The organism is Amycolatopsis sp. w19 (assembly GCF_051373225.1).
GTDB lineage: Bacteria > Actinomycetota > Actinomycetes > Mycobacteriales > Pseudonocardiaceae > Amycolatopsis > Amycolatopsis japonica.
The window spans coordinates 59347-71726 of the sequence record NZ_JBPQFM010000012.1; the positions used below are offsets into that span (position 1 = coordinate 59347).

The window sequence follows — 12380 nt, forward strand, 5'->3', positions numbered from 1 at the left end:
GTGCGGGGGGCCACACATCGGCGGACACCACTTCGGCTACCACCCGTTCGCCTGCGGTTCGTGAGGCGGTCGCGGGCTACGCTGGAGAGACCGGTGATGATGTGCCGACACGTTCACTTGTCGACCTCGCCGGCGCTGCCCCAGTCCTTGGCTGCTTGTCCGCGGAACAGCCGACTCGGGAGGTGGCGTAAAGCCGTGATGAGGGCCAAGGGAAGAAAGACAGAGTCCGCCGTGACGAGGCGGCCTGTGGGGAGTCTCGATGGTGTCAGGCCAGAGTCCTACGACATGAGCCACGATCAGCGTTGTCGCGGCGCGCGTCTGGTGGCGTCGGTGGCGAAGGACGTTGAGGACTGTGCGTTGCTGCTCGCCATGCTTGGGCTGGACCCCGCCGACGGACTGAAGCCCAGGGGTGCTTGACGGGGTCACGGGTGATCGGCCTGGCCGCGTCCGGAAGCTCGGCGAGGATCAGGTTCGGGAGTTGATCGCCGGCCATCGGGCGGGTTCGACGGTGCGGGGTCGAGCGGTCGGGCGTCATTTCGGCGTCGACCATGTCACGGTGCAGAACAAGCTGCGTGAACGTGGCGTTCCCAGGCGAGATAGCCACGGGGGCATCCGCGTGTCGAGTCGGGAGAGCCTCGATGACCTGGTCCGCGATGCCGGTGCTCGGATGGGGTCTCCGTCGCGCAGGCCGTCACCGTGGTCATGGGCGTCATCGTCGGCCTCGCGCGGCCAGCCTGTCGCTGGCCGCGGGCAACGACCTCAAGGTCGTGCAGGCAATGCTCGGGCACTCCAGCATCGTGCTCACCGCCGACACCTACACCAGCGTCCTGCCCTGCCTGGCACATAGCGCCGCGGAAGAGGACTGGAAGCGGCTCGTGAAGCTGTGACCCATTGCGGGACCAGGCAGGCGGGAAACATGCCCGGCGACGGAAAGCTAGCCGGAGCCGAGGCAAGAAGGCCAAGAAACAAAGGAGTGGCGGGGTACGGCCCCATCCAAGATCAAAGCCCACCGGCAAGATCCTCTTGTGGAGAAATCCTGCAGATGGGCTTCGATTCGGAACTGTGCGCCATCAGGGACTCGAACCCCGAACCCGCTGGTTAAGAGCCAGCTGCTCTGCCAATTGAGCTAATGGCGCCTGCTTGTTCCGCCGCCTTGGTGTTCCCCTCGGCGACGTGGAAAACATTAACACAGGGTTGCTGGGGCCCGTTTCAGGGGGGTCCCCTTACGTCGGGCCGGGACGTATTCGGCCATCCGGCCGCGAGCGTTGCGGCCGGTCAGGCAGACTATAGCCAGACGTAGGGGTTGGTACCACGCGAAACGGGCGGTGTGCATGAGGGTCTGGGGAGCGACGGGGCGGTCGCGGGTGGTTTTGGTGGCCTTGGTGGCCGGGCTCACTCTGGCCGCGTGCACCAGTACACCGTCGAGTGAATCGCCGTCGCCGGGTGGTGCTCCCGGGGGTTCGCAGCAGAGCGGAGCGCCCGCGCCGGAGCCGAAGCCCGCCGTGATGACACTGACCCCGGCGCAGGGGGCGGCGAACGTGGCACCCGGCGAGCCGGTCACGGTGGCCGTCGCCGACGGCAAGGTCGGCGAGGTCAAACTGACCGGTGCCGACGGCAAGGTCGTCGCGGGCAAGCCGAAGGACGACGGTTCGGGCTGGGAGTCGGCGGAACCGCTCGGCTATGGCAAGAGCTACACCGTCACCGCGGCCGCGACCGGGACCGACGGCAAGCCGGTCACCGCGACCTCGACGTTCTCCACGGCCAAGCCCGGCCGCCAGATCGGTGTCTCGATCAACCTCGTCGAAGGCGAGACGGTCGGCGTCGGCCTGCCGTTGATCTTCACCTTCACCGGCAACGTGCCGGACAAGGCCGCGACGGAGAAGGCGCTGAAGATCGTCACCGAGCCGGTGACCGAGGGCGCGTTCCACTGGTTCGGCGAGAAGACCGTGATGTGGCGGCCCAAGGAGTACTTCAAGGCGGGCACGAAGATCTCGGTCAACGCGGCGATCTACGGCAAGAACCTCGGCAACAACACCTTCGGCCGTGAGGACAAGCCCGCCAAGGTGGTCGTCGGCGACAAGCTGGTCGCGACCGCGGACGGTGGCACGCACCAGATGAAGGTCGTCGTGAACGACCAAGAGGTCAAGCAGATGCCGATCTCGATGGGCAAGCCGTCGAGCAGCACCCCGGCCGGGACCTACACGGTGATGAGCGAGCACACCGGGTACACGATGGACTCCAGCACGTACGGCGTCCCGACGGACAGCAAGGCCGGCTACCGGACGTTCGTGAAGTACGCGGTGCGCATGTCGAACAGCGGCATCTTCTACCACTCGGCGCCGTGGTCGGTCGGTTCGCAGGGCAAACGGAACGTGAGCCACGGCTGCATCAACCTGTCGACCGAGAACGCGAAGTGGCTGATGGACACTTCGAAGAAGGGCGACATCATCACGGTCGCCAACTCGGGCCCACAGGTGCTGGAGCCGACCGACGGCTGGTCGGTCTGGCAGATGTCGTGGGACGACTGGAAGACCGGCGGCGACCGGAACTGACCTGTTCTTCATGAGGGTCCTGTCAGGACGAAATCCGTCCTGACAGGACCCTCATGGCGTTCCGGGCGGCAAGGTGCCGTAGAAGTGCTCCCACTGCACCTCGCCGCTGGTCTTGTAGCGGCACTTCTGGGACTGGGCCTTCGTGCAGTTCGGGTACCCCGGTTCGCATCGCCACGGTGACTTCTTGACCGAGCTCGTGGTCCTCACCGGCTGAGGTGGGGTCACAGTCACGGTCGCCGGCGGCGGCACCGAGGTGGACGGCGTCGCCGTCACGGTCGTGACCGGTGTCGACGTGATCGCCGGTGCGGGCACCTGGTTCGGTGGAGACGTCGGGCAGGCTCCGGCCGCCACGAAGACTCCCAAGACTCGCGCGAGCGCCACGCCGCTTTGCCGATACCCGGGAAAAAGCGAAACCCCAGCCTGCCGGAAGAACCGGCCGAACTGGGGTTCGATGGGGTGAGCGACGGGTTTCGAACCCGCGACCTCCTGGACCACAACCAGGTGCTCTACCAGCTGAGCTACGCCCACCATCGCCGGGCTCGGGGAACCCCCCATCACCTCGGCCGCACTATATTAGCGTGCCCGTTTCCGGGGCTCGCAACGGGTTACCGTTCGTGGCGTTCCTGCACTTCAGCGGCCGCGGCCTTGGCCTGTTCGGTGGTCGGGCCGGGCTGCGGGACGAAGGCGACGCGACGGTAGTAGTCGAGCTCCCCGATGGATTCCTTGATGTCGGCGAGCGCGCGGTGCGCGAGGCCCTTCTCGGGCTTGGCGTAGTAGATCCGCGGGTACCAGCGCCGGACGAGTTCCTTCACCGACGAGACGTCGACCATGCGGTAGTGCAGGTGCGCGTCGAGCAGCGGCATGTCGCGGGTGATGAAACCGCGGTCGGTGGCGATGGAGTTGCCGGCGAGCGGGGCGACGTTGGCCTCGGGCACGTGCGCGCGGATGTACTCGAGCACGCGCTGCTCGGCTTCTTCCATGGTGACCGTGGAGCGCCGGACCTCTTCGGTGAGGCCGGAGCGGGCGTGCATTTCGCGGACGACCTCCGGCATCCCGTCGAGGGCTTCGTCGTCGGCGTGGATGACGATGTCGACGCCTTCGCCGAGGACGTTGAGTTCGGCGTCGGTCACCAGCGCGGCTATTTCGATCAACGCGTCCTTGCCGAGGTCGAGCCCCGTCATCTCGCAGTCGATCCAGACTAGGCGGTCGTTCACCCCGAAACCCTAACCCGACCCGGGGATTCGTGGCGCGCGACGTGCGGGTTCGGCGCGTTGCTGGCACCGTGTGCATCCTCAGGTGAGTCATGTCACAGATCGGGGAGCGACAGTGGCCGAACAGGGTCCAGCCCAGGAGATCGCGCAGGGATATGTGAGCGACGGGGCGGCGGTGGAGCTCGGCGCCGTCGTGATCGACGGCAAGGCCGACGCCGGCGCGGCGGTCCGCCTGCCGCTGGCGACGCTGAACCGGCACGGGCTGGTCGCGGGCGCGACCGGTACCGGCAAGACGAAGACCTTGCAGCTGATCGCCGAGCAGTTGTCCGCCGCGGGAGTGCCGGTGGTGCTGGCGGACGTGAAGGGCGACCTGTCGGGGCTCGCCGCGCAGGGCGAAAGCAACGACAAGATCGCCAAACGCGCGGACGAACTGGGCGACTCCTGGGAGCCCGCCGCGTTCCCCGTGCAGTTCCTGTCGCTGGGCACGGGCGGCAAGGGATCGCCGATCCGGGCGACGATCACGAGTTTCGGCCCGATCCTGCTGTCGAAGGTGCTGGGGCTCAACGAAACGCAGGAGTCGACGCTCGGCCTGATCTTCCACTGGGCCGATCAGCGCGGTTTGGCGCTGCTGGACACGAAGGACCTTCGCTCCGTCATCACGCACCTGACGAGTGACGAAGGCAAGGAGGACCTCAAGGGCATCGGCGGCGTCTCGGCCGCGACGGCCGGGGTGATCCTCCGGGCGCTGTCCAATCTGGAGGCTCAGGGCGGCGAGGACTTCTTCGGCGAGCCCGAGCTGGACGTCCACGACCTGATGCGCGAGGCCGACGGCAAGGCGATGGTGACCTTGCTGGAGCTGGACAACCTCCAGTCGAAGCCCGCGCTGTTCTCGACGTTCCTCATGTGGCTGCTGGCCGAGTTGTTCGAGGAGCTGCCAGAGGAGGGCGACCTCGACAAGCCGAAGCTGGTGTTCTTTTTCGACGAGGCGCACCTGTTGTTCAACGACGCGTCGAAGGCGTTCCTGGAGCGCATCGAGCAGACCGTGAAGCTGATCCGGTCGAAGGGCGTCGGCGTGTTCTTCTGCACGCAGCTTCCGACGGACATCCCGAACAACGTTCTGTCCCAGCTCGGCGCGCGGGTGCAGCACGCGTTGCGCGCCTTCACGCCCGAGGACCAGGCGGCGCTGACGAAGACGGTGAAGACGTACCCGAAGACGAAGCACTACGAGCTGGACTCGGCGCTGACGTCGCTCGGTATCGGCGAAGCGATCGTCACCGTCCTTTCCGAACGGGGCGCGCCGACGCCGGTCGCGTGGACGCGCCTGCGCGCGCCGCGTTCCAAGATGGGCTCCATCGGCGCCGAAGCCATCTCCGCGGCGACGACGTCTTCGGACCTGCACGCGAAGTACGCCGAGACGATCGACCGTGAGTCGGCCTACGAGAAGCTCGCCGCGAAGGTGGCCGCTCCGCCTGCCGGTGAGGCGCCGCCGCCCGAAGCGCCCGCTCCGAAGCCGGAGAAGCAGGAGCCGGGGATGGTGGAGCAGGCGATGAAGAACCCGGCGGTGAAGTCGTTCCTCCGCTCGGCGGCGAGCGCGCTCGGCCGGGAGATCACGCGTGGTCTGTTCGGGAACCGACGGCGGTGAGGAATACCTGACGCGATCTGTCAGGTAAAGGCGGCAAACTCGGTGCCATGACCAACAGCGCGACTGCGTCGTTCACCGTGGACGGCTGGGATCCCCAAGCCGCCGAGAAGGCCGAAGGCACCGAGTTCTCGCGAGTGCTGCTGACCAAGACGTTCACCGGCGACGTCGAAGGCACCAGTGCCGTCGAGATGCTCACGGCGGTGAACGAGACGTCGTCGGCGTACGTCGCCTTCGAGCGGCTGGCCGTCTCCGTCGGCGGGCGTAAGGGCGGCTTCGTCCTGCATCACTCCGCGGGGGAGAACGGGCATCACCTGATCGTCTTGCCGGGCTCCGGCCACGGTGAGCTGACCGGCATCACCGGAACGGCGGAGATCGTCCAGGACGACGAAGGCAACCACACCTTCACCCTCACGTACGAACTCTGAAAGCCCGTGAAGGCCCCCTTGGGAAAGGAGGCCTTCACGGACTGTGCCTGCTGGGCCGCCCCCTGACAGCGGTCCAGACGGCGGGGTCAGCCGACGATCTGCTCGACGATCTTCTTCGCGTCGTTGATGGGGATCGCGAAACCGATGCCGATGCTGCCGGTCGAGGCCGGGTTGTAGAGCGCCGAGTTGATGCCGATGACGTTCCCTTGCGCGTCCACCAGCGCCCCGCCCGAGTTGCCCTGGTTGATCGGGGCGTCGGTCTGGATCGCGGTGTAGCTCGGCCCGGCTTCGTTCGTGGTCCTGCTGTAGGGCGAGCGCCGTTCCTGGCCGCTGCTCAACTCGTCGAGCTTGCGGTTCAGCGCGCTCACGATCCCGGTGGTCACGGTGTTCTGCAGCCCGCCGGGCGAGCCGATCGCGACGACCTGCTGGCCGACGGCGAGCTTGCTGGAATCACCGAGCGAGGCCGCGGTCAGCCCGCTCGCGTTCTTCGCCTGGAGCACGGCGATGTCGGCCTTCGTGTCGGCGCCGACCACGCTCGCCTTGTACTGCTTGCCGTCGGACAGCGTGACGGTCACGTCTCCCTCGGCGTCCGCGACGACGTGGGCGTTGGTGAGGATGCGCCCGTCCGCTGTCAGGATGACGCCGGAGCCGACGGCCTCACCCTGCGCGGTGGTCACGTTCACCTGCACGACGCTCGGCGTCACCTTCGCGGCGACCCCGCTGACGTCACCCGAAGTGTTGTTCCCGACCAGTTGCCCGTTGGCGACCGCGGACGAACCCGTGCCCGACGCCGACGACGTGGAGCCGAGCCCCATGATCGCGGCGCCGCCGACCCCGCCGACGAGTGCGGCGGCGAGTGCCGTCGCGCTGACGAGGACGGCGACCCGGCCGCCCTTCTTGCGCGGTGGCGGGGTGACGAGTGGATTCGGCGCGGCCTGCCAAGGGGTGTAACCGGGGTACTGCTGCTGGTGCGGCGGCTGGTGCCCACCGGTTGAGGCGGGGCCTGGCCGACTCTCGTTCTCGGTCATGGAACAAGATTCGCGCCCGTACTTGTGAACCGCCTGTGGAATCCCCCTGTGCTTTCCTGAGAAGAATTACCTGAGAAACTCAGTCGAAGAAGGCAGGCACGTCCAGCGCTCCGCCCGACGCCTCGAACTCCTCGTGTACCGCTGCGCGGAGTTTCGCGTCGGCCAGGTAGTCGACGGCCGTCAGCGCCAGCCCCAGCGCGCCGTCGACGACCGCGCGATCGCCGTCCGGGGAACCGGCCGCGGCCGCGAACTCCTTGGTGTGCAAGGCGGTCGTCGGTCCGGCGATGGCGATCATCGGGTGGATCGCGGGCATCCGGTAGGAGAGATTGCCGAGATCGGTCGAGCCGGTGAGGAATTCGGGCACGATCCCCGGCGGCAGCGGTTTGCGGCCGGCGTCGACCTGATGCGCAGACCAGCGTCCGGCGAGCGTGGTGTTGAACCGGATCGGCAGATACGCGGGCTGGGCGTCCCACCGGAGTTCGACTCCGCAGCCGGTCATCTCCGCCGCGCCGCGCGCGACCGCCGAAACCCGCTCGGCGAGGTCGCGCAGCGTGTCCGGCTGCGCGGACCGGAGATAGAACAGCAGCGCCGCGCGTTCGGGGACGACGTTCGGCCGCGCGCCGCCGTCGGTGAAGACGCCGTGGACGCGGTCACTGGACGGCAGATGCTGCCGAAGCGCCGCGACACCCTGGTACGCGGCGACGGCGGCGTCGAGCGCGTTGCGCCCCATGAACGGCTGAGCCGACGCGTGCGCGCCGACACCGTGGAACACCATTTCCAGCTGCCGCCTGCCGAGGAACGGGTGCATGGCGATGTCGTGGCTGAACGGGTGCAGCATGAGCACGGCGTCGACGTCGTCGAAAACACCGGCGCGGGCCATGGCCTCCTTGCCGCCACCGCCTTCCTCCGCCGGCGTGCCGATCAGCGAGACCCGGCCGCCCAGCCGTCCGGCGACCGCGGCCGCGCCGAGGAAGCCGCCCGCGCCGGCGGTGCAGATGACGTTGTGCCCGCAGCCGTGGCCGAGCCCGGGGAGCGCGTCGTATTCGGACAGGACCGCGATATGCGGGCCGCTGCCGGGGGTGGTCGCGACCAGGGCGGTGTCCAGCCCGCCCGCGCCGATCGTCACCTCGTGGCCGTGTCGCCGGAGCAGGTCGCCGAGCGCGCGGACCGAACGGTGCTCCGCGAAACCCTCTTCGGGGTGAGCGTGCAGGTCTTGGCTCAACTCCACCAATTCCGTCCGCAGCGCGTCGATCTCGGCGACGACGGCATCCCGTGTGGCGGCGTCCGCGCCGTCATGGGGCGAGCCGAGTGGTTCGGCCGCGGCGACGGCGTCCGCGGTCGCTTCGACCAGTGAACGGAGGTAGCTGTCGTCGGGAGGGATCGGCGAAGCGTGCTCAGAGCGGATCATTTCCGGATGTTAACTCCTAGCTCGCCCGTGACGATCTGCGTGACACCGGAGTACCGCTCGTCGACGTGGTCGAAGCCGCGCCGGGACAGTTTCGCCGCGATCTCGCCGCGGTCGAACATCCGCTGTCCGCTCAGCCTGCCGAGGACGGTGTCCGCCAGCCGCATCGGCTGATCGCCGTGCCGGGCGCTCGTCAGCATCACCAGCGAGCCGCCGGGTTTCAGCACGCGGGCGAACGAATCCAGGGCGGCGTCCGGGTCGGCGAACATGTGTAGCGCGGCGAAGCAGCACACCGCGTCCACAGTGGAATCGTCGAGCGGCAGGTCGACGGCGTCGGCGCGCAGATACGTCACCGAAGCGGGATTGGGCGCGGCGAGTGCCTTCTCCAGCATGGTGACCGAACCGTCGAGACCGATGGAGAGCCCGTCCGGGCCGACAGCCTCACCGAAGGCCCTCGTGAACCGGCCGGTGCCGCAGGCGACGTCCAATGCGACCTGGCCGGGGCGCAGGCCGAGCGCTTCGATCGCGATGCGGACCTCGTCGGCCATGCTCGGGCCGTTCAGTCCTTTCGCGACCCTGCCCAGCGCCGGGCGCCAGTACCGCTCGTAGATCATCGGCACGGCGGAGGTGCGCATGAGCCGCTGCGCGAGCCCGGTCGGCGGCCCCGCCTGCGGGATTTCTCCCAGCAGATCAAGGAATCCCTTGCCCTCACCGGTGGTCGTGATGCCCGGCCTCAGCAGGCTCCTCAGACGTTCGTGATGGTCCGGCATGGCTGCTCCCTTCACGGTGTTCACCCGAGAATCTGCCATGACCGGTCCGTTCGCGACATTCCCGCCGCCGCGACCCGAAACTGTCGGTGCCCGTCTCTAACGTCGGAGGGAGTCGCCGTTCCCCAGCCGAAGGAGCCCGAAAATGACCGGCTCGATCCTGCAGCACCCCGCGTCGACCACGCTTCGCATCCCGGTGCGCGGCCCGTTCGACCTCGACAAGTCCATCCGCTTCCTGACCGACTTCCCGCCCGCGTGCCGCGCGGACGCCTCCGCCGAACCCGGCACCCTGCGCTTCGCCTTCCCCGCCGAAGCGGGTTGGGAGCACGTCGGTGCGGCCGTCAGACAGAGATCGCCCGGCACGATCGAGGTGGAGGTCTTCGCCGACGAAGGGCTCGCCGTCGAGGTCGGCGCCCAGGTCCGGCGGATCCTCTCGGTGGACGTCGACGGCGTCGGCTTCGCCAAGCTCGGCGCGGCGGATCCGGTGGTGCGCCGCCTCCACCAGGAGTATCCCGGCTTGCGCCCCGTGCTGTTCCATTCGCCCTATGAAGCGGCCTGCTGGGCGATCCTGAGCCATCGGACGCGGATGTCGCAGGCCGCCGTGGTGAAAAGGCGGCTGGCCGAGGAGTTCGGCAGGCCGGTGGACGTCGGCGGGCACGTTCTCAGGTCGTTTCCGGCGCCGGACGTGCTGGCCGGGCCCGAAGCCGGGCGCGGGCTGCCGGCGGTGAAGGCCGAGCGGTTGCGCGCGGTGGCCAACGCCGCGAAGGACGGTCTGCTCGACGCCGCGTACCTGCGCGCGATGCCGGTGCCGGACGCGTTGCGCTGGCTGCAGCTCTTGCCGGGGATCGGCCCGTTCTCGGCACAGCTGATCCTGATCCGGGGCGCCGGGCATCCCGACGTCTTCCCCTCCGGCGAGCCGCGGTTGCAGGACGCCATGCGGGCCGCGTACGACCTGCCGGAGGCGCCGCCGGAGGAACTGGAGGAGCTTTCCGCGGTCTGGCGGCCGTTCCGCAGCTGGGTGGCCTTCGCCCTGCGCAACGACCCGGAGTTTCGCACGCGGGGGATCGGAGGTTCCATGACCGCCTGACACGGGACATATCCGGCCTGTGGTGAGCTGGTGAGGTGAGCTCGTCTCCCGCCGAAACGGTTTCCGACATCGCCCAGTCCACTCCGCCCGGCACGATCACCCTGGTCACCGGTGGTCTCGCGCTGCTCGTGGTGCTCTCGGGCAGGCCTTGGCGGATCGCCCGCAACCTGATCACGCTCGTCCACGAGGCGGGCCACGCGCTGGCGGCGGTGCTGGTCGGACGACGGCTGCAGGGCATCAAGCTGCACTCGGACACCTCCGGCGTCACCGTCTCCCGCGGCAAACCGGAGGGGCCGGGGATGGCGTTCACCGCGCTGGCCGGGTATCCGGCGGCCGCGGTGCTCGGGCTGGTGTTCGCGGGGCTGCTCTCGTCGGACCTGATCACCGTCGTGCTGATCGTGATGGCCCTGATGCTGCTGGGTGTGCTGGTGATGGTGCGCAACACCTACGGGGTGTTCACCGTGATCGCCAGCTCGGTGGTGCTCGGGCTGGTCGCGCTGGTGGCGCCGTCGTGGTTCCAGGCGATCTTCGTCTACCTGCTGACCTGGTTCCTGCTGTTCGGTGGCGTCCGGCCGGTGGTCGAGCTGCAGATCAAGCGGCGCCGGGGAGCGGCGAGGGATTCCGACGCCGACCAGCTCGGCAGGCTCACCGGGATGCCCGCGGTGCTGTGGGTGCTGGTGATGGCCGTGCTGACGGTGAGCTGTCTCTTCGCGGGCGGGTTGTGGCTGCTGGAGCCGACCGTCGCCTGACCGGGGCGGTACGGCAGACTGATGGCTCGTTCCGCGCGGAAGGAGTCAGCAGATGGACGAGGTCGCCAAGGCCGTCGAGGAATGCGCTCGATCGGCGAAACGGGCCGCGCCGTCGCTGGCCGCGGCCTCCCCGGAAGCGATCGACGCCGCGCTGAACGCCATGGCGGACAAGCTCCTCGAGCACGCCGACGTCGTGCTCGAGGCGAACCAGGCCGACATCGCCAAGGCGCGCGAAGACGGGATGAGCGCGGGCCTGCTCGACCGGCTCACCATCACCCCCGAGCGGCTGACCGGCATGGCCGAACAGCTCCGTCTCCTGGCGGGGGCGCCGCATCAGGAGCGGTCCGTCGACGTGTCCACTTTGGATGGAGGGCTGCGGCTGGTGGAGCGCCGCCGTCCGGTCGGCGTGATCGGGGCGAACTACGAGGCGCGCCCGAACGTCACGGTCGACGTCGCGTCGCAGCTGGTGAAGTCGCGCAACGGTGGCGTGCTCCGCACGGGTTCCGCCGCGCTCGGCTCGGCCCAGCGTCTGCGCGAGACCGTGATCGCCCCCGCGCTCTCCGAGGCGGGCATCGATCCGGACGTCATCCAGCTGGTGCCGCGCGCCGAACGGGAAGCGGCCTCCGCGCTGGTCCGGTTCCCCGCGCTCGTGCCGCTGGTCATCCTGCGCGGCAGCGGCGACAGCACCAGGGCGCTGGCCACCGAGGCGGCCGTCCACGGCGTCCGCACGCTGGCCCACGCCGATGGCGGCGGCGTGCTGTACATCGACGAAGCGGCCGACACCGACAAGGTGCGTGATCTGGTCTTCAACAGCCTCGACCGGCTCGGTGTCTGCAACCGGCTGAACCTGCTGCTGATCCACGAGGACGCGCACGACCGCGTGTGGCCCGGCATCTCCGGCGCACTGGCCGAACGCGGCGTCACGCCGTCACTGGCTCCGCACGAGCACGCCATCGGCTACGAATGGGCGCTCGACTCGGACCGCGAAGCGACCGTCACCGTCGAGAAGGTCTCCGGCCTGCCCGAGGCGGCGGAGATTGCCAACGAGCGGACCTCGGGCCTGGCCGCCGGCATCGCGACCGAAAGCAGCGAAGCCGCCGACGCGTTCTTCGACGCGTACACCGGCACCGGCGTCTTCTGGAACGCACCGACCCGGCTGCTCGACGGCTTCAAGCTCCTCGCCGTCCCCGAGACCGGCATCAACCTGGACAAGGTCCCCGGCCCGCGCGGCCCGGTCACCTACACCGACCTCTACGTGCGGCAATACGCCGTGCTGCCCGCCTGACCTCACGAGGGCGTGGCACCGCACTCACGTGATCGAAGGCGGAACTCACGTGATCAGCGGCGGAACACCCCGAGTGCGGCCTCCAAACACGCGAATCACGTCCCTGATCACGTGAGTCACGCCTTCGCTCACGCTGCGCCTTGAGTGTCTAGTCCGTGAAGGCCTCCTTGAGGGACCCAGAGTCCCTCAAGGAGGCCTTCACGGACTTCGGACCAACCCGAATCGCCAC

At 68.8% G+C, this 12380-nt stretch carries 12 protein-coding genes and 2 tRNA genes; 7 read left to right on the plus strand and 7 right to left on the minus strand.

From position 1 onward, the window contains the following. Positions 1–638 precede the first annotated feature (638 nt). Positions 639–887: a hypothetical protein gene (locus tag ACSMFO_RS23115; RefSeq protein ID WP_436460480.1), complete on the plus strand. Its 249-nt coding sequence runs from the start codon at positions 639–641 to the stop codon at positions 885–887. A 176-nt stretch (positions 888–1063) separates the two neighbouring features. Here ACSMFO_RS23115 and ACSMFO_RS23120 read toward each other — a convergent pair. Beyond that, a tRNA-Lys gene (locus ACSMFO_RS23120) sits at positions 1064–1136 on the minus strand. Between the two features lie 195 nt (positions 1137–1331). Between ACSMFO_RS23120 and ACSMFO_RS23125 the strand changes: the two genes are divergently transcribed. Then, positions 1332–2552, plus strand: coding sequence for an Ig-like domain-containing protein (locus tag ACSMFO_RS23125; protein ID WP_436460481.1), 1221 nt, complete (start codon positions 1332–1334; stop codon positions 2550–2552). Positions 2553–2603: 51 nt separating this feature from the next. Here ACSMFO_RS23125 and ACSMFO_RS23130 read toward each other — a convergent pair whose 3' ends face one another. From ACSMFO_RS23130 to orn, 3 genes are all read right to left on the minus strand, one after another. Next, positions 2604–2903, minus strand: a complete 300-nt coding sequence (locus ACSMFO_RS23130; protein ID WP_436460482.1) for a hypothetical protein — start codon at positions 2901–2903, stop codon at positions 2604–2606. Between the two features lie 101 nt (positions 2904–3004). Continuing rightward, positions 3005–3080, minus strand: a tRNA-His gene (locus ACSMFO_RS23135). Positions 3081–3157: 77 nt separating this feature from the next. Continuing rightward, positions 3158–3766 (minus strand): oligoribonuclease, encoded by a 609-nt coding sequence (gene orn / locus ACSMFO_RS23140; protein WP_076153439.1) that lies wholly within the window; start codon positions 3764–3766, stop codon positions 3158–3160. A gap of 112 nt (positions 3767–3878) precedes the next feature. Between orn and ACSMFO_RS23145 the strand changes: the two genes are divergently transcribed. Together ACSMFO_RS23145 and ACSMFO_RS23150 are read left to right on the plus strand one after the other, a co-directional pair. Continuing rightward, positions 3879–5405, plus strand: a complete 1527-nt coding sequence (locus ACSMFO_RS23145; RefSeq protein ID WP_436460483.1) for a helicase HerA-like domain-containing protein — start codon at positions 3879–3881, stop codon at positions 5403–5405. A 47-nt stretch (positions 5406–5452) separates the two neighbouring features. Next, on the plus strand, positions 5453–5830 hold the full coding sequence (locus ACSMFO_RS23150; RefSeq protein WP_037342546.1) for a DUF3224 domain-containing protein: 378 nt from the start codon (positions 5453–5455) through the stop codon (positions 5828–5830). Positions 5831–5916: 86 nt separating this feature from the next. On the opposite strand, the gene ACSMFO_RS23155 is transcribed toward ACSMFO_RS23150, so the two are convergent. The 3 genes from ACSMFO_RS23155 to ACSMFO_RS23165 form a co-directional block, all read right to left on the minus strand. Then, positions 5917–6858: a S1C family serine protease gene (locus ACSMFO_RS23155; protein ID WP_037341693.1), complete on the minus strand. Its 942-nt coding sequence runs from the start codon at positions 6856–6858 to the stop codon at positions 5917–5919. Between the two features lie 79 nt (positions 6859–6937). Beyond that, a complete protein-coding gene (locus ACSMFO_RS23160) occupies positions 6938–8266 on the minus strand; it encodes a M20 family metallopeptidase (RefSeq protein WP_436460484.1) in 1329 nt (442 codons plus the stop codon). Further along, positions 8263–9033, minus strand: coding sequence for a class I SAM-dependent methyltransferase (locus ACSMFO_RS23165; RefSeq protein WP_436460485.1), 771 nt, complete (start codon positions 9031–9033; stop codon positions 8263–8265). Before ACSMFO_RS23165 ends, ACSMFO_RS23160 begins: the two co-directional genes overlap by 4 nt. Positions 9034–9175: 142 nt before the next feature. Here ACSMFO_RS23165 and ACSMFO_RS23170 point away from each other — a divergent pair, with 142 nt between their 5' ends. The 3 genes from ACSMFO_RS23170 to ACSMFO_RS23180 are packed head-to-tail and all read left to right on the plus strand — an operon-like array spanning position 9176 to position 12151. Then, on the plus strand, positions 9176–10117 hold the full coding sequence (locus tag ACSMFO_RS23170; RefSeq protein WP_436460486.1) for a DNA-3-methyladenine glycosylase family protein: 942 nt from the start codon (positions 9176–9178) through the stop codon (positions 10115–10117). Between the two features lie 35 nt (positions 10118–10152). Then, complete coding sequence (locus tag ACSMFO_RS23175) at positions 10153–10866, plus strand: M50 family metallopeptidase (RefSeq protein WP_038509213.1); 714 nt, start codon at positions 10153–10155, stop codon at positions 10864–10866. A 52-nt stretch (positions 10867–10918) separates the two neighbouring features. Beyond that, positions 10919–12151, plus strand: a complete 1233-nt coding sequence (locus tag ACSMFO_RS23180) for an aldehyde dehydrogenase family protein (protein ID WP_436460487.1) — start codon at positions 10919–10921, stop codon at positions 12149–12151. Positions 12152–12380: the final 229 nt, after the last annotated feature.